Raw genomic sequence first — 16,309 nt, 5'->3', positions numbered from 1 at the left:
TCGATGAGTATGGCCGCTCAGGTGGCCTGCGCGGCAGCCTCGGCCGGTTTGCGACGACGCCGGCGACGGCGAGTGCCGTTGCCGGCCGCGGGACCGGCACCGGAGTTAGCGGCCGTCCCCGCCTCAGGGGCGGCGTCACTGGCCACGGCCGCGCCGGCCGGATGCCCGGTGACGGGCTTGCCGCCGCGGGTGCGCTTGCGTGGCTTGCTGCGTCGTGCGGCGCGCTCGGGGGCGCTGCTGCTGCTGCTGGCTTCGCGTCGCTTGGCCGGAGCCTTACGCGGCGCGCCGACGTTGCCGGTTGTCTCGGCCGGGATGGACAGCTCTTCGTAGAGGTGCGGCGAGCTGGAGTAGGTTTCGGACGGATCGGGCGAGCCCAGGCCCAGCGCCTTGTCGATCATCGCCCAGCGTTCCAGTTCGTCCCAGTCGACCAGCGTGACCGCGATGCCGGTGCGTCCGGCGCGGCCGGTGCGCCCGATGCGGTGGACGTACATCTTCTCGTCCTCGGGGCATTGGTAGTTGATGACGTGGGTGATGTCGTCGATGTCGATGCCGCGGGCGGCGACGTCGGTGGCGACCAGCACGTTCACCTCGCCGGCGCGAAACGCCTTGAGCGCCTTCTCGCGGGCGATCTGCCCGAGGTCACCATGTACGGCGCCGACGGCGAAGCCGCGCTCGTTCAGGTCGTCGGCCACCTTCTGGGCGGTGCGCTTGGTGCGGGTGAAGATCATCGTCGCGCCGCGGCCCTCGGCCTGCAGGATCCGGCTGACGAGCTCCACCTTGTCCAGCGCGTGGGCGCGGTAGACGAATTGCTTGGTGGTGTCGTGCACGGCAAGTGAGTGCGGCGCCTCGGCCCGGATGTGGGTGGGCTGGACCATGAAGGTACGGGCCAGCGTGATGATCGGGTCGGGCATGGTCGCCGAGAACAGCATCGACTGCCGGTCGGCGGGGATCTGCCGCAAGATGCGTTCGATATCCGGCAGGAAGCCCAGGTCGAGCATCTCGTCGGCTTCGTCGAGCACCAACACCGACAACCCGCCCAGCTGCAGGTGTCCCTGCTGGCAGAGGTCGAGCAACCGGCCCGGGGTGCCCACGACGACGTCGACGCCCTTGTGCAGCGCGTCGATCTGCGGCTCGTAGGCCCGGCCGCCGTAGATGGCGATCACCGACAGCGGACGTTGCCCGCCGTCTTCCTGGTCAGCGGTCAGGTACTTGGCCGCGGTGGCCAGGTCGCCGGTGACCTGCAGGCACAACTCCCGGGTGGGCACCACGATCAGGGCCCGCGGGGCGCCGGTCAGCGGCCGTGTCGCGGTCTCGGAGGTGATGCGCTGCAGCAGCGGCACCCCGAACCCGAAGGTCTTGCCCATGCCGGTGCGGGCCTGGCCGATTACATCCTCGCCGGCGAGCGCGAGGGGCAGGGTGAGTTCTTGGATGGCAAACGGAGTCTCGATGCCCTTCTCGCCCAGGGCACGAACAATCTCGTCGCGGACGCCGAGGCTGGCAAAGGTCAATCCAGTGGTGCTTTTGAGTGCGGTCATACGCGGGGGATGAGCCTTTCAATGGTGACGTAGTCGAAAATTGCGTCGGTACTTCTGTGTCGCGGTTCTCGCGCGCACGGTGTCCGACTCCGATTACGTCGCCGAGGCCTGCTGCCGCTTCCCTAGGGCGGGGGGCGGGCCTAGCGTGCACGCACATTTCTTCGGCGGTGGCAGCACAGATTCAGCCACTACCGTTGTCCATCATAGCTGGTCGGTCGGCGGGCACCGGTCGCTTCCTCTCCCGCCTACTACAGTGTTGCCATGACTTCGCCCTCGTCCGGGCCATCATCCGCCGACGCAGCAGCCGACCAGGAGGCGGATTCGCCCAGGCCACGGCTACCGGCGGATCATCCCGGCATCAACGAATTCTTCGCTTTGCTCGCTTACGGCGAGGTGGCCGCCTTCTACCGGTTGACCGACGAGGCGCGAATGGCACCGGACCTGCGGGGCCGGATCTCGATGGCCAGCATCGCCGCGGCCGAGATGGGCCACTATGAGCTGCTGCGCGACGCGCTGGAAAGCCGCGGCGTGGACGTCGTCTCGGCCATGTCGAAGTACGTGTCGGCGCTGGAGAATTACCACCGGCTCACCATGCCCAGCACCTGGCTGGAAGCCCTGGTGAAAACCTACGTCGCCGACGCGCTGGCCGCCGACCTGTACCTGGAGATCGCAGGCGGGCTGCCCGACGCGGTGGCAGACGTGGTGCGGGAGGCGTTGTCGGAGACCGGGCACTCGCAGTTCGTCGTCGCCGAGGTGCGCGCCGCCGTGACAGCGAGCGGCAAGCAGCGCAGCAGGCTGGCTTTGTGGGCTCGTCGGCTGCTCGGGGAGGCGATCACCCAGGCCCAATTCCTGCTGGCCGACCATGATGAGCTGGTCGATCTGGTGGTCGCCGGCACCGGCGGGCTCGGTCAGATCAGCACGTTCTTCGATCGGCTGCAGGAGACCCACAACCAGCGCATGCGCGAACTGGGTCTGGGCTGATCTAGCGGGTGCAGGTCGCCAGCGACGTGTTGTTGGTCGACGCTTTGACCAGCTGACCCTGTCCGTTGACGATCGAGCAGTTCAGCTGGCTGAGCAGGCTCGTGGCGATCACCGATTCGGTCTGCACGCCCGGGTTGAGCACCACCACCTTGGTCCACGGCAGCGCGACGTTGAACTCGGTCACCGGGAAGCCCCGCGCATCGGTGTAGGCGATGTTGACCAGGTCGAAGATCTGCTTTGTCCCGGTGACGCTGTACACCACGGTCCGCGGGCTCAGCGCGGCGCCCGGGGGAGCGGCCGTAGGCGCCGGTGCCGCGCTGGGGAGGCGGGTCGGCGCGTTGCCGGGTGTCAGCGTGGTGACGGTTTCCGGCGGCAGTGTTCGCGTGACGCCCGGGGTGGTGCTAGGCGCCGTGGCCGACGGCGGCGACATGCTGGGCGGGCTGGTCCTGGGCGTGGCCGACGGGGTGGTCGACATGGTCGGCGTCATCGCCGGGCGGGGTGGCAGCACGGTCGCCTTGGTGGTGGCGCTGTCGCCGCTGTTGATGATCACCGCGGTCGCGATCGCACCGATCGCGATGAGCGCACCGACGAACAGCGCGACCGGGCGCCAGCGGCGATCCGCCGGCCAGGCCCATTCATCAGTGTCGTCCCAGCCGCTGTCATCGGTGTCGTCCCAGCCGTCGTAGCCGTCGTCCGCGTACGCGTCATCGTCCGGGTAGTCCTCGAAGTCCCGGACATTGTCGTAGAGGGTGTTACGTGTGGTACTGATGGTGCCGATGGTAATGACGCGGACGGGCCACTTCCGGCCTCGCGCATGGGTTACACCGAATCGTGATGGGTTCGTTCGCTAACCGCGAAGCGGCGTCTGGGGGCAGGCCGCAGTGGGGCAGGTCGGCTTCCACTAGCCTGCTGCTACAGACGCCTGCGACGGAATACCAACGGAAGGGGCCCCGTGGAGGTCAAGATCGGTATCACCCAAAGTGCGCGCGAGCTGGTGTTTTCCAGTTCGCAGACACCGAGTGAAGTGGAAGAACTCGTCGCCGCCGCGCTTCGTGAGGACGCGGGCCTGTTGAGTCTGACCGACGAGCGCGGCCGCCGTTACCTGGTCAGCGCCGCCAAGATCGCCTACGTCGAGATCGGCGCCGCCGACTCGCGCCGGGTCGGCTTCGGGATCGGCGCGGAAACCGCCGCGCGGGCCTAAAGGGTTAGTTGCGGGCGAGCGGCACGTGCGACAGTCCGCCCCAGGCGAACTGCACGGTGCCTTCGACGGCGTCTGACTTCGAGATCGGGCGATCGGAGTCCAGCCAGTACCGTGCGCTGTCGACGCTCATGCCGACCAGCCCGACCGCGATCATTCGCGCCCGGTGCGGATCCAGCCCCGAATCCTCGGCAATCAGCGCGAAGACCGCGTCGATACAGGATTCGGTGGCCACCCGCACCTGCGCGGCGACTTCGGGTTCGGTGACGTAATCGTTCTCGAAGATCAGCCGGTAGCCCTGGCTGTCGTGCTCGATGAAGTCGAAGAACGCCTGGACCGCGGAGTGCAGCCGCTGTCGGTTGTCGGTGGTGCGGCCCAGGGCCTGCTGCACGCCGCTCACCAGGTTTTCGACGTGCCGGTTCAGCACCGCCAGGTAGAGCTCCAGCTTGCTGGAAAAATGCTGGTAGAGAACGGGTTTGCTGACGCCGGCCCGGTCGGCGATCTCGTCCATTCCGGCGGCGTGGTAGCCGCTCTCGACGAAGACGTCGCTGGCGACCACGAGCAGCTGGCCCCGCCGCTCGTCGCGGGGCAACCGGTTGCCGCGTCGGTTCGAGGGCGGCGCTCCTTCGATCGGGCGCACACCGGCAGGCGATCGGACGGCACGTCGCTGCGCCGCCTTGGCAAGATCGCTCATCGGTCCTCAATCTGATCGCTGCGGTTTCGCGGCCAGTTTGTCATCCCCGCGGCCGCGCGTTCGATCGCCATGACATTACTACCTGGGGCTGGCAAAGGGCTGTTATCCGGTCCGAACTGCTGGTATCGCGTTTTTCGGGCGCGCCAGGGCTGGCTGGCCCGAGTCGCTGTGCGATCCTGGAAAAATGACATCTCCGCGCCCTTCGCACGGCACCGGTCGGTCACCGGTGCTGCGTGACGACTGGCGGGAACCGCTGCGGGCCCAGCGTGATCCGCTCGGGCAGAGCGCGGGTCGGGCGCGGGCCGATCGTGACCGGCCGCGCCAGTGGCGCAAGCAATCGTGGCTGGGACGGTTCGTGTCCACCTACGGCTGGCGGGCCTACGCGCTGCCGCTGCTCACGGTGCTGACATTGGTGGTGGCTTACCAGACGGTGACCGGGACTAGTACGCCCAAGCCGGCCGCGCACTCGATCCACAAGGACCCGCCCACCATCGGGGCGGTCGGCACGTCGATCATCGACACGCCGCCCCGCGGCCTTGTCGCGTTCGACGCGAACCTGCCGGCCGGAACGCTGCCCGACGGCGGACCATTTACCGAGGCCGGCGAAAAGACCTACCGGGTGATCCCGGGCGGGACGCCGCAGATCGGTCAGGGTACCGGCAAGGTGTTCCGGTACACCATCGAGATCGAGAACGGCCTGGACCCGGTCAATTACGGTGGCGACAGCGCGTTCGCCCAGATGGTGGACCAGACGCTGGCCAACCCCAAGGGCTGGACCCACAACCCGCAGTTCGCCTTCATCCGCATCGACGGCACCACTGGTGTCAAGCCCGATTTCCGCCTCTCGCTGGTGTCGCCGGTGAGTGTCCGGGAGGGTTGCGGCTACGAATTCCGTCTCGAAACGTCTTGCTACAACCCGGCGTTCGGGGCGGACCGGCAGGCGCGGGTGTTCATCAATGAGGCACGCTGGATCCGCGGCGCCGTACCGTTCGAAGGTGATGTCGGCTCCTACCGTCAGTACGTGGTCAACCACGAGGTCGGCCACGCGATCGGGTATGTGCGCCACGAGCCCTGCGATCAGCAAGGGGGCTTGGCGCCGGTGATGATGCAGCAGACGTTCTCCACCGCCAACGACGACGGCGCCAAGTTCGACCCCGACCAGGTCAAGGCGGACGGCAAGACCTGCCGGTTCAACCCCTGGCCATACCCGATCGCCTAGGGCGAGCAGAAGCTAAAGCCCCTGATTTCGTGCCGAAACGGGGGGCGTGCGCGTCTGCTCACGGGTGTCCCGGATCGCCTAACCTCGTGTTGTGACACCATCGCTGCCGCCGCTGGTCGCGCCCGCGGACTCGCTCACGCGCGAAGAAGTGGCCCGCTACAGTCGCCACCTCATCCTGCCCGACCTGGGACTGGACGGGCAGAAGCGGCTCAAGAACGCGCGCGTGCTGGTGATCGGCGCGGGCGGGCTGGGCGCGCCGACCCTGCTGTACCTGGCCGCCGCGGGCGTCGGCACCATCGGGATCGTCGAATTCGACATCGTCGACGAGTCCAACCTGCAGCGCCAGATCATCCACGGTGTCGCCGATGTCGGGCGGCCCAAGGCACAGTCGGCCCGTGGTTCCATCGCGGCCATCAACCCGCTGGTCGATGTCCGCCTGCACGAGTTCCAGCTAGGTCCTGACAACGCCGTGGAGTTGTTCTCGGATTACGACCTGATCCTGGACGGCACCGACAACTTCGCCACTCGTTACTTGGTCAACGACGCGGCGGTGCTGGCGGGCAAGCCCTACGTTTGGGGATCGATCTTCCGCTTCGAGGGCCAGGTTTCGGTGTTCTGGGAAGACGCGCCCGATGGCCGAGGCCTCAATTACCGGGACCTGTATCCCGAGCCGCCGCCGCCGGGGCTGGTGCCGTCGTGTGCGGAAGGCGGTGTGCTGGGCATCATCTGCGCGTCCATTGGATCGGTGATGAGCACCGAAGCCATCAAGTTGATCACCGGGATCGGTGAGACGCTGTTGGGCCGGTTGATGGTCTACGACGCTCTCGAGATGAGTTACCGCACGATCCGGATCCGCAAGGACCCGTCGACGCCGAAGATCACCGAACTCGTCGACTACGAGGACTTCTGTGGTGTGGCGCCCGCTGAAGTACCCGACCATTCCGCCATCACCCCACGAGAACTGCGGGACATGCTGGAATCTGGCAACCCGCCGGTCCTGATCGACGTCCGAGAGCAGGCCGAATGGGACATCGTGCATATCGAGGGCGCCCAGCTGATCCCGAAGGGGCTGTTCACTTCCGGCGAGGCGCTGGCGAAGATGCCGCAGGACCGGACCGCGGTGCTGTACTGCAAGACGGGCGTGCGCTCGGCCGAGGCGTTGGCCGCGGTCAAGCGGGCCGGGTTCTCCGACGCGGTGCATCTGCAGGGGGGAATAACCGCCTGGGCCAAGCAAATGCAGCCCGACATGGTGCTGTACTGATAGTTCAGAATTCCGTCGCGGTGTCTGTCATACCGCTTGCGCGGTGTCGGCACAGCACACGGCGCCCCCGTCGTCGGTGCCATTGCCCGCGTCGAAGGTGTCCGACTCTGCCAACACCGTGTAGACCTCCCAGCGCTCATCGGCGGGTCCGGTCACCCAAACCTTGTCTTGTTTCGCGAAGCAGCACGTCGTACCGATTTCCTCCTCGGTGAGCATGCCTGCAGAAGTCAGGCGGGCAATCTCGTCGTGCACCGCCGCGCTGCAGTCGACCTCGACGCCCAGGTGATTGAGGGTGCCGCCGTGACCGGGATTCTCGAGCAGCACCAGTTTCAATGGGGGGTCCAAGACCGCGAAGTTGGCGTAGCCAGGTTTGACTTTGGCGGGTTCGGTTCGGAAAAGCTTCGAGTAGAACCCGATCGCTGTGTCTAGATCATCGACGTTGAGCGCGAGCTGTATGCGAGACACTGGAAGCCCTAACTTGTGAGACATATATCGAAGTTGTGCAACTCAGCATGCCACCTTTTTGATATATGTCAAAGTCTATGTCAAAATCGCCTCGTGCCTAAAGCATTGCCAGTGATCGACACGACCGCGCCCGTGTGTTGCGCCCCATTGGCATCGGGCTCGATGAGCGACGAGGATGCGTTGCAGGTTGCGGTGCGCCTGAAGGCTCTGGCCGACCCGGTGCGGGTCAAACTTGTGTCATACCTGCTCGGCTCGCCTGCCGGCGAAGAGATCTCGGGGGACCTGGCGGCCGTGCTGCAGTTGAGCGAATCGACGATCAGTCATCACCTGACTCAGCTCCGCAAGGCCGGGCTAGTGGTCTCGGATCGTAGGGGCATGAACGTGTTTCATCGAGTCCGCGCGGACGCGCTGCAAGCCTTATGCGTTGCACTGGACCCGAACTGCTGCCGCTGACCTCCGTCACTGCGACAGGGCAGCGGCGTTTTCCACCAGCGCGCGGCTGGCCGGCAACGACGGAGCTAACGGTCCAGCCTGAGCCGAGGGCTGCATATCTCGATCGTCGTATGCGTCAGCGCGTCGTGCTGATGCGCAAATCAGCTCTACTAGGCTGGTCCTCGTGACCGTCGAGCCGCCGCCCGAGCACGTGCTGGCGGCTTTTGGTTTGACCGGTGTGCAACCCGCCCCGCTCGGCGCTGCCTGGGAAGGCGGCTGGCGATGCGGCGAAGTGGTGCTGTCGATGGTGGCCGACAACGCACGCGCCACCTGGTCGGCCCGGATGCGGGAAACGTTGTTCGTAGACGGCGTGCGCCTGGCCCGGCCGGTCCGGTCGACCGACGGCCGGTACGTGGTGTCAGGTTGGCGGGCGGACACGTTCGTGGCCGGCGCGCCCGAACCTCGGCACGACGAGGTGGTTTCGGCCGCGGTGCGCCTGCACGAGGCCACCGGCAAGCTGGAGCGGCCGCGGTTTCTGACGCAAGGACCCACCGCGCCCTGGGGTGACGTCGACGTCTTCATCGCGGCCGACCGTGCGGCCTGGGAAGAGCGGCCGCTGCAGTCGATCCCGCCCGGGGCGCGCACCGCGCCGGCCACCGCGGACGCCGAGCGGTCGATCGAGTTGATCAATCAGCTTGCGACACTGCGCAAACCAACCCGCAGCCCCAATCAATTGGTGCACGGCGATCTCTACGGCACGGTGCTTTTCGCGGGCACGGCACCGCCGGGCATCACCGACATCACGCCGTACTGGCGGCCCGCGTCCTGGGCGGCCGGCGTGGTCGTCGTCGACGCCCTGTCCTGGGGCGAGGCGGACGACGGTCTCATCGAACGGTGGAACGCGTTGCCCGAGTGGTCGCAGATGTTGTTGCGCGCGTTGATGTTCCGCCTGGCGGTGCATGCGCTTCACCCGAGGTCCACGGCCGAGGCGTTTCCTGGTCTGGCCCGCACCGCGGCGCTGGTACGGCTGATCCTTTAGTCGTTCGGCCCGAACTCGTAGCGAACTTCGTCGAGCGCGATTCTGCCGTCGTTGGCCAGCACTCCTTCGGCGCGCAGCAGTTCCAACTGCCGGGACGTGAGATGCTGGGCCGGTCGTCCCGATGCGGTGATGACCCGGTGCCAGGGCAGGTCGGCCGAATCGGTGCGCATGATCCAGCCGACGATGCGTGGGCTGGAAAGCCCTGCCACCGCGGCGATGTCGCCGTACGTCGATACCCTCCCGGCCGGGATGGCCGCGACCAGCGAACGGACCCGCTCGATCTGTTCGTCGGTCACCTGCGCCATCGGCATCGCTTACGAATCAGGGCCGCGACGTCGTCGGGCTTGGCGTGCGGCACCATGTGATCACACTCGTAGTCGAGCAATTCGAAATCGTCGCCCAGCCGATCGCGCAGACCGGTGATCAGCCGCTCCCCGACGTAGGGCGGCGACGTCCACTTGGCCCGCACCAGTGTGGTCGGCACGCCGGCGGGCGGCAGCGCGATGTCGCGGGCCAGCTCGCTCCAGTAAGACATCATTGCGGGCAAACTGATGCGCCACCCGTATCGCCCGTTGGGCAGCGCGATCAGGTGCTCATCCAGATCCGCGTCCAAAGCCGTGGGGTCGACGTCCGCCCAGGAGCCCGACGCCTTCTCCTGCCGGGCCTCGGCGCGGTCGGGATAGTCCGGGTTGGCCAGCATCGCCTCGGCGATCTGCGCCATCCAGCTTCCATCCAGCCCGATGGCGGGGTCCAGCAACAACAACGACGCCACCAGATCGGGACGGGCGGCGGCCAGGTGCAGCCCGAGCGCGCCGCCGAACGAGTGGCCGATTACGTGTACCGGTGCCTGTGCCTCGTCCTCGAGCAGTGCGCTCAGCGCCGACACGTTCGCCTCGATGGTCCATGGCGCGGCCCAGGTGGACCGGCCATGGCCGATCAGATCGGGTGCCGCGAGGGCGATTTCGGGCACGTAGTCGGCGAAGTGCTGCCAGCGCTGGCCGTGGCCGGTCAGCCCGTGCAGCGCCAGCACTTGCGGTGGGCCGGGTGGACCGAAACGGTGCACGTGTAGGGCGGCTGTCACGGGTCGATCATGCCATTGCGCTGGTCAAGGCAACTTGTCAGAGGTGCGTGGTTGCATGCCCGGTATGTCGATGACCTGGGGTCCCGAGGCGGAGAAGGTTCTGCAACCCGGTCTGGGTGGCGTGGTGCGTATCCTGGGCGGCCCGGGGACGGGCAAGAGCAGCCTGCTCGTCGAGGCCGCGGTCGGTCGCATCGAGGCGGGCGCGCAGCCGGAATCGGTTCTGCTGCTGACGGGTTCGGGCCGCATCGGGATGCGGCAGCGCAGCGCATTGACCACGGCGTTGCTGCGTTCGAGTAGCGGTCGGTCCGCGGTGCGTGAGCCGTTGGTGCGCACCCTGCACAGCTATGCCTATGCGGTGCTGCGCCGGTCGGCCGAACGCGCCGGTGACCCACCGCCACGCCTGCTCACCGGCGCCGAGCACGACGCGATCATCCGGGAGCTGCTGGCCGGTGACCTCGCGGACGGACCGGCCGCCGGATCGTGTTGGCCGGCGCACCTGCTGCCCGCGCTGAGCACCGCGGGATTCGCTAACGAGCTGCGAAACCTGTTGGCGCGCTGCGCCGAACGTGGAATTGACCCACAGGAGCTGGAGCGCCTGGGTCGCCGCTGTGACCGCCCGGACTGGGCGGCGGCCGGACGCTTCGCCCGACAGTACGAGCAGGTGATGTTGCTGCGCGCGGCGGTCGGCACGGCGGCCCCGCAGGCGACCGCCCCGGCGTTGGCTGCCGCCGAACTGGTTGGGGCGGCATTGGAGGCGCTGGCGGTAGATCCTGAACTGCTCGCCGCCGAGCGGGCCCGGGTCCGGGTGCTCCTGGTCGACGACGCCCAACAACTCGATCCGCAGGCGGCGCAACTGATCCGGGTGCTGGCATTTGGCGCCGACGTCGCTCTGATCGCCGGTGATCCCAATCAGGCGGTGTTCGGTTTCCGGGGCGGTGAGGCGGCGGGACTGCTCGATTCGGAGGGGTCTGCGGTGATCTTGACCGAGTCCCATCGCTGTGCTTCGGCCGTGGCCCGCGCCATCAGCGGCATCGCGAGTCGGCTGCCCGGCACCAGCGCCGGCCGGCGAATCGACGGCACCGGTGCCGACGACGGGTCGGTGACGGCACGCCTGGCCACCTCCGCGCATGCGGAAGCAGCGTTGATCGCCGACACCTTGCGGCGCGCGCATTTGGTCGACGGGGTGCCGTGGTCGCAGATGGCGGTGATCGTCAGGTCGGTGCCGCGCGCCGGCGCGCGGTTGCCGCGTGCGTTGTCGGCCGCCGGTGTTCCGGTGGCGGCTCCGGCAATGGGTGGCTGCCTCGCCGAGGAGCCGGCGGCGCGTGCGCTACTCAGCGTTCTGGCCGCGACAGCAGACGGGCTCGACGGCGACACGGCGCTCGCCCTGGTATCCGGTCCGATCGGGCGTGTCGATCCCGTGTCGCTCCGCCAGCTCCACAGGACGCTGCGTCGCAGGGGCATGACCCTGGTCGAAGCGTTGGTCGGCGACGAACCTTTGTCCGGCCCGCAGTCCGCCGCCCTGCGCCGGGTGCGGTCGGTGCTGGCGGCGGCGGCCCGGTGCCACCGCGACGGGCAGGATCCCCGCTACACCCTGTGGGCGGCGTGGCACCGGTCCGGCTTGCAGCGGCGCTGGCTGTCGGCCATCGAGCGGGGCGGGACGGCCGCGGCTCAGGCCACCCGGGACCTGGAGGTGGTGACCGCGCTGTTCGACATCACCGAGGACTACGTGTCCCGGACCGCCGGTGCGTCCTTGCGCGGGCTGACCGAGCACGTCGCGGCGTTGCAGCTGCCGCCGGCCAATCGTGAACCGGCCGCCGAGGTTGAGCAGGTTCGGGTGCTCAGCCCGCACGCCGCCCTGGGTCAGGAATGGGATCTGGTCGTCATCGCGGGTTTGCAGGACGGTCTGTGGCCCAACACGATTCCCCGGGGCGGCGTCCTGGCGACCCAGCGGCTGCTCGACGAACTGGACGGTGTCACCCAGGATGCGTCGGTGCGCGCACCACTGGTGGCCGAGGAGCGCAGGCTGCTGGTCGCGGCGATGGGCAGGGCGCGGCGCCGACTGCTGGTGACGGCGGTAGACAGCGATTCGGGCGGCGGTGGTCAGGCCGCCGCCCTGCCGTCAGCGTTCTTCTTCGAGATTGCACGCGAGGCCGGCCAGGAAAGCGTTGCGCCGCAGCCAGTCTCGACGCCCCGGGTCTTATCTACCGCCGCGGTGGTGGGCCGGTTGCGCGCGGTGGTATGCGCGCCGGATGGCTCGGTAGACGACGGCGCGCGCGCTTGTGCCGCAACACAATTGGCTCGACTGGCAGCGGCCGGCGTGCCGGGCGCCGACCCGACCGGGTGGCACGGCCTGGTCCCGGTGAGCACCGGCGCCGCGCTCTGCGGCCCCGATGATGCCGTCACGCTGACACCGTCGACTCTGCAGAACCTGACCGACTGCCCGCTGCGCTGGCTGGCCGAACGGCACGGCGGGACCGACCCGCGGCCACTGCGGTCCACCATCGGTTCGGTGCTGCATGCGCTGATCGCCGAGCCCGGCAAGACCGAATCGCAGCTCCTCGCCGAGCTCGACCGCGTGTGGCGGCACCTGCCGTTCGACGCCGACTGGCATTCGGCCAACGAGCTGACCCGGCACCAAGCCATGCTTCGCGCGTTCCTCGACTGGCGAGCGCAGACGCGCGGTGAGCTGACCGAGGTGGGCGTCGAAGTCGACGTCGACGGCGTACTGGACACCCCGAACGGCAGGGAAGTCCGGTTACGCGGCCGGATCGACCGGCTGGAACGCGACGGCGCCGGGCGGCTGGTGATCGTCGACGTCAAGACCGGCAAGACACCGGTCAGTAAGGACGACGCGCAGCAACACGCCCAGCTGGCGATGTATCAGCTGGCGATCGCCGAGGGCATGCTGCCCGCCGGTGACGAGCCGGGCGGGGCCCGATTGGTCTATCCCGGCAAGACCGGAGCGGCAGGTGCCACCCAGCGCGAGCAGGATCCGTTGACGGAGCAGGCTCGCGAACAGTGGCGCACCCTGGTTCGGCAGGCGGCCGAAGCCACCGCCGGACCGCAGTTCGTCGCTCGGCGCAACGACGGCTGCTCGCACTGCCCGATTCGGCCCTCCTGCCCGGCCCACACCGAGGCGGCGGCGCGATGAGCCCCCGCTACAGTCCGGCCGAATTAGCCGCCGCACTAGGCGTTTTCCCGCCCACCGACGAGCAGGCGGCGGTCATCGCCGCCCCGCCGGGCCCGCTGGTGGTGATCGCGGGGGCGGGAGCCGGCAAAACCGAGACCATGGCCGCGCGGGTGGTGTGGCTGATCGCGAACGGTTACGCCGAACCCAGCCAGGTGCTCGGGTTGACCTTCACCCGCAAGGCGGCCGGCCAGCTGCTGCGCCGCGTCCGGTCCCGGCTGGCCCGGCTGGCCGGCGCCGGGGTGGGATCCGCGGTGGGCGGTGAGCCGGCCGGCACGCCGACCGTCAACACTTACCACGCGTTCGCCGGTGCGCTGCTGCGCGAATACGGCCTGCTGCTGCCGGTGGAGCCGGACACCCGGCTGCTCACCGAAACCGAACTCTGGCAACTGGCTTTCGATGTGGTCGCCGGCTACCGCGGCGAACTGCAGACCGAGAAGACGCCGACGGCGGTTACCTCGCTGGTGTTGCGATTGTGGGGCCAGCTGGCTGAGCACCTCGTCGACACCGACCAGCTCCGAGACACCCATGTCGAGCTGGAGAGGCTGGTGTACAGCCTGCCCGCCGGGCCACACCAGCGCGACCGCGGCCCTAATCAGTCGCTGCTGCGGATGCTGGCCACCCAGACCGAACGCACTGAGCTGGTGCCGCTGCTCGACGCCTTGCGCGACCGCATGCGCACCGACAAGGTGATGGACTTCGGGATGCAGATGGCATCCGCAGCCCGGCTGGCCGCGACGTTCCCGCAGGTGGGAAATGATCTGCGCAGCCGGTACCGGGTGGTGTTGCTCGACGAGTACCAGGACACGGGGCATTCCCAGCGAATCGCGTTGTCCTCGCTGTTCGGCGGGGGCCTGGATGACGGCCTGGCGCTGACCGCCGTCGGCGACCCGATCCAGTCGATCTACGGCTGGCGGGGAGCGTCGGCGACCAACCTGCCGCGATTCACCACCGACTTCCCGCTCTCCGACGGCTCCCCGGCGCCGACGCTGGAGCTGCGGACCAGCTGGCGCAACCCGCCCCGCGCGCTGCACCTCGCGAACGCCATTTCGGCCGAGGCGCGGCGGCGCTCGGTCGCGGTGCGTCCGCTGCGGCCGCGGCCCGACGCTCCACTTGGGACGGTGCGCTGCGCGCTGCTGCCCGACATCCAGGCCGAGCGGGAGTGGATCGCCGACCATCTGCAGGAGCGTTACGCGGCCGCCCGCGCCGACGGCGACGCCCCGCCGACCGCGGCGGTGCTGGTGCGCCGTAACGCCGACGCTGCGCCCATCGCGGATGTGTTGCGCGGCAGGGGAATTCCGGTGGAGGTCGTCGGCCTGGCCGGTTTGTTGTCGATCCCCGAGGTCGCCGACCTGGTGGCCATGCTGCGCCTGGTCGCCGAGCCGACGGCCGGCGGGGCCGCGATGCGGGTGCTCACCGGGGCGCGTTGGCGCCTCGGCGGCCGCGACATCGCCGCGTTGTGGCGGCGCGCGCTGGAGTTGGGCGGCGCAACGCGATCAGCCGAGCCGCTCACCGCCGAGGCGATCGCGAGGACCGCCGACGCCGACATTGCCTGCCTGGCCGACGCCATCTCCGACCCCGGGCCGGCCGACGGCTACTCGGCAGCCGGATACGCCCGCATCAATGCCCTCGCCGCAGAACTGGCCGCGCTGCGCAGCCATCTCGGCTACTCCCTGCCCGACCTGGTTGCCGAGGTGCGTCGGGCGCTCGGACTGGACTGCGAGGTGCGCGCCACCGCCGTAGGCGAGTGGTCGGGAGCCGAGCACCTCGACGCGCTCGCCGACGAAGTCGCGGGCTACGCCGAACGGGCCGGCGCAGGGTCCAATCAAGCCACGGTCGCGGGGTTGCTTGCCTACCTCGACGTGGCCGCCGAGGTGGAGAACGGCTTGGCGCCCGGCCAGCCTGCCGTCGCCCGCGACCGCGTCCAAGTGCTCACCGTGCACGCCGCCAAGGGACTGGAATGGCAGGTCGTCGCGGTTGCGCACCTGTCCGGCGGCACGTTCCCGTCGACGGCGTCGCGAAGCAGCTGGCTCACCGACCCCGGCGAGCTGCCGCCGTTACTGCGCGGCGACCGTGCCGGGGCCGGAGCACTCGGCGTCCCGGTGCTGGACACTTCCGCCGTGACAAACCGAAAGCAGCTGTCGGACAATATCTCCCAGCATCGGGCAGAACTCGACCAGCGCCGCGTCGACGAGGAACGCAGACTGTTGTATGTCGCGGTGACGCGGGCCGAGGACACGCTGCTGGTATCTGGGCATCACTGGGCGGCCACCGGTATCAAACCGCGCGGCCCTTCAGAATTCCTGTGCGAGCTCAAGGACATCATCGACCGTTCCGCCGCGGCGGGAGAGCCCTGCGGCAACGTCGAGCAGTGGGCGCCGCCGCCCGCCGAAGGGGAGCGAAACCCATTGCGGGACAACGTTGTCGAAGCGATCTGGCCCGCCGACCCGTTGGCCACCCGGCGCGGTGACGTCGAGCGCGGAGCCATGCTGGTCAGCCAAGCGACAACGGCGGACACCGGCCAGCCCGATGTGGAGGGCTGGATCGCTGATGTCGACGCGCTGCTGGCCGAGCGCGCCCGGATAACACTTCCGCCCCAGCGCATTCTGCCCGGCCAGTTGTCCGTCAGCGGCCTGGTCGAGCTGGCGCGCGACCCCAAGGCCGCAGCCCAGCGCCTGATCCATCGGCTGCCCACCCGGCCGGACCCGCACGCTCTCTTGGGCAACGCTTTCCACGCCTGGGTGCAACAGTTCTACGGGGCCGAGTTGTTGTTCGACCTCGGTGATCTGCCGGGCGCCGCCGACTCCGATGTCGGCGACTCGGCGGAGCTGGCCGCGTTGCAGGACAAGTTCACCGACTCGCCGTGGGCCGCCCGCACCCCGATCGCGGTCGAGGTGCCCTTCGAGATGCCGATCGGCGACACCGTGGTGCGAGGACGAATCGATGCGGTCTTCGCCGATGCCGATGGCGGCATCACCGTGGTGGATTGGAAAACGGGTGACCCCCCCCGCGGCCAGGAATCCCGGCGGCATGCGGCGATCCAGCTGTCGGTGTACCGATTGGCCTGGGCGGCGTTGCACGGCTGCCCGGAATCGATGGTGCGTACCGCCTTTTACTACGTGCGCAGCGGCATCACGATCACTCCCGACGAGCTGGCCGATGCCGATGAGCTGGCCGCACTGCTGAAAGACGCCGGTCGCCCCTGCACGGTCTAACC

Annotated in this window: 14 protein-coding genes; 8 read left to right on the top strand and 6 right to left on the bottom strand. The window is 68.8% G+C overall.

What is annotated here, in order from left to right:
* Positions 1-17: 17 nt before the first annotated feature.
* Positions 18-1,535, bottom strand: coding sequence for a DEAD/DEAH box helicase (locus A5645_RS22170; RefSeq protein ID WP_065131040.1), 1,518 nt, complete (start codon positions 1,533-1,535; stop codon positions 18-20).
* 261 nt (positions 1,536-1,796) lie between these two features.
* Between A5645_RS22170 and A5645_RS22165 the strand changes: the two genes are divergently transcribed.
* Complete coding sequence (locus A5645_RS22165) at positions 1,797-2,516, top strand: ferritin-like fold-containing protein (protein ID WP_065131039.1); 720 nt, start codon at positions 1,797-1,799, stop codon at positions 2,514-2,516.
* A 1-nt stretch (position 2,517) separates the two neighbouring features.
* Here A5645_RS22165 and A5645_RS27330 read toward each other — a convergent pair whose 3' ends face one another.
* Positions 2,518-3,285, bottom strand: coding sequence for an MmpS family transport accessory protein (locus A5645_RS27330; protein WP_081288495.1), 768 nt, complete (start codon positions 3,283-3,285; stop codon positions 2,518-2,520).
* A 183-nt stretch (positions 3,286-3,468) separates the two neighbouring features.
* On the opposite strand from A5645_RS27330, the gene A5645_RS22150 reads away from it, so the two are divergent.
* Positions 3,469-3,717 (top strand): DUF3107 domain-containing protein, encoded by a 249-nt coding sequence (locus tag A5645_RS22150; RefSeq protein WP_065035326.1) that lies wholly within the window; start codon positions 3,469-3,471, stop codon positions 3,715-3,717.
* A gap of 4 nt (positions 3,718-3,721) precedes the next feature.
* Here the strand turns inward: A5645_RS22150 and fasR are convergent, their stop codons facing one another.
* Positions 3,722-4,408 (bottom strand): HTH-type transcriptional activator FasR, encoded by a 687-nt coding sequence (gene fasR / locus A5645_RS22145; protein ID WP_065035325.1) that lies wholly within the window; start codon positions 4,406-4,408, stop codon positions 3,722-3,724.
* A gap of 184 nt (positions 4,409-4,592) precedes the next feature.
* On the opposite strand from fasR, the gene A5645_RS22140 reads away from it, so the two are divergent.
* On the top strand, positions 4,593-5,627 hold the full coding sequence (locus A5645_RS22140) for a DUF3152 domain-containing protein (protein ID WP_065131038.1): 1,035 nt from the start codon (positions 4,593-4,595) through the stop codon (positions 5,625-5,627).
* Between the two features lie 91 nt (positions 5,628-5,718).
* Positions 5,719-6,888: an adenylyltransferase/sulfurtransferase MoeZ gene (gene moeZ, locus A5645_RS22135; protein WP_065131037.1), complete on the top strand. Its 1,170-nt coding sequence runs from the start codon at positions 5,719-5,721 to the stop codon at positions 6,886-6,888.
* 27 nt (positions 6,889-6,915) lie between these two features.
* Here moeZ and A5645_RS22130 read toward each other — a convergent pair whose 3' ends face one another.
* Entirely contained in the window at positions 6,916-7,353 is a 438-nt protein-coding gene (locus A5645_RS22130) for an ArsI/CadI family heavy metal resistance metalloenzyme (protein WP_065131036.1), read from the bottom strand.
* 93 nt (positions 7,354-7,446) lie between these two features.
* Between A5645_RS22130 and A5645_RS22125 the strand changes: the two genes are divergently transcribed.
* Both A5645_RS22125 and A5645_RS22120 read left to right on the top strand, forming a co-directional pair.
* Positions 7,447-7,806, top strand: coding sequence for an Rv2640c family ArsR-like transcriptional regulator (locus A5645_RS22125; RefSeq protein WP_065131035.1), 360 nt, complete (start codon positions 7,447-7,449; stop codon positions 7,804-7,806).
* 163 nt (positions 7,807-7,969) lie between these two features.
* Complete coding sequence (locus tag A5645_RS22120) at positions 7,970-8,824, top strand: TIGR02569 family protein (protein WP_065131034.1); 855 nt, start codon at positions 7,970-7,972, stop codon at positions 8,822-8,824.
* Here the strand turns inward: A5645_RS22120 and A5645_RS22115 are convergent.
* On the bottom strand, positions 8,821-9,129 hold the full coding sequence (locus A5645_RS22115; protein WP_065035340.1) for an MGMT family protein: 309 nt from the start codon (positions 9,127-9,129) through the stop codon (positions 8,821-8,823). The two genes, A5645_RS22120 and A5645_RS22115, sit on opposite strands and share 4 nt — an antisense overlap.
* Positions 9,117-9,905 (bottom strand): alpha/beta fold hydrolase, encoded by a 789-nt coding sequence (locus tag A5645_RS22110; RefSeq protein WP_065035319.1) that lies wholly within the window; start codon positions 9,903-9,905, stop codon positions 9,117-9,119. The genes A5645_RS22115 and A5645_RS22110 overlap by 13 nt, the downstream gene beginning before the upstream one ends.
* 64 nt (positions 9,906-9,969) lie before the next feature.
* Here A5645_RS22110 and A5645_RS22105 point away from each other — a divergent pair, with 64 nt between their 5' ends.
* Both A5645_RS22105 and A5645_RS22100 read left to right on the top strand, forming a co-directional pair.
* Positions 9,970-13,056, top strand: coding sequence for an ATP-dependent helicase (locus A5645_RS22105; RefSeq protein ID WP_065131033.1), 3,087 nt, complete (start codon positions 9,970-9,972; stop codon positions 13,054-13,056).
* Positions 13,053-16,307 carry an ATP-dependent helicase gene (locus A5645_RS22100; protein ID WP_065131032.1) on the top strand — a complete coding sequence of 1,085 codons (3,255 nt, stop codon included), beginning with the start codon at positions 13,053-13,055 and terminating at the stop codon, positions 16,305-16,307. Before A5645_RS22105 ends, A5645_RS22100 begins: the two co-directional genes overlap by 4 nt.
* The last annotated feature ends 2 nt before the right edge of the window (positions 16,308-16,309 follow it).

It is taken from the genome of Mycobacterium asiaticum (assembly GCF_001673635.1).
Lineage (GTDB): Bacteria > Actinomycetota > Actinomycetes > Mycobacteriales > Mycobacteriaceae > Mycobacterium > Mycobacterium asiaticum_C.
This window is presented reverse-complemented; position numbering and strand designations above follow the sequence as displayed.

Coding starts and splice junctions, on each gene's coding strand:
- A5645_RS22170 (WP_065131040.1), bottom strand. CDS start 1,535: ATGACCGCACTCAAAAGCACCACTGGATTGACCTTTGCCAGCCTCGGC.
- A5645_RS22165 (WP_065131039.1), top strand. CDS start 1,797: ATGACTTCGCCCTCGTCCGGGCCATCATCCGCCGACGCAGCAGCCGAC.
- fasR (WP_065035325.1), bottom strand. CDS start 4,408: ATGAGCGATCTTGCCAAGGCGGCGCAGCGACGTGCCGTCCGATCGCCT.
- A5645_RS22140 (WP_065131038.1), top strand. CDS start 4,593: ATGACATCTCCGCGCCCTTCGCACGGCACCGGTCGGTCACCGGTGCTG.
- A5645_RS22115 (WP_065035340.1), bottom strand. CDS start 9,129: ATGGCGCAGGTGACCGACGAACAGATCGAGCGGGTCCGTTCGCTGGTC.
- A5645_RS22105 (WP_065131033.1), top strand. CDS start 9,970: ATGTCGATGACCTGGGGTCCCGAGGCGGAGAAGGTTCTGCAACCCGGT.
- A5645_RS22100 (WP_065131032.1), top strand. CDS start 13,053: ATGAGCCCCCGCTACAGTCCGGCCGAATTAGCCGCCGCACTAGGCGTT.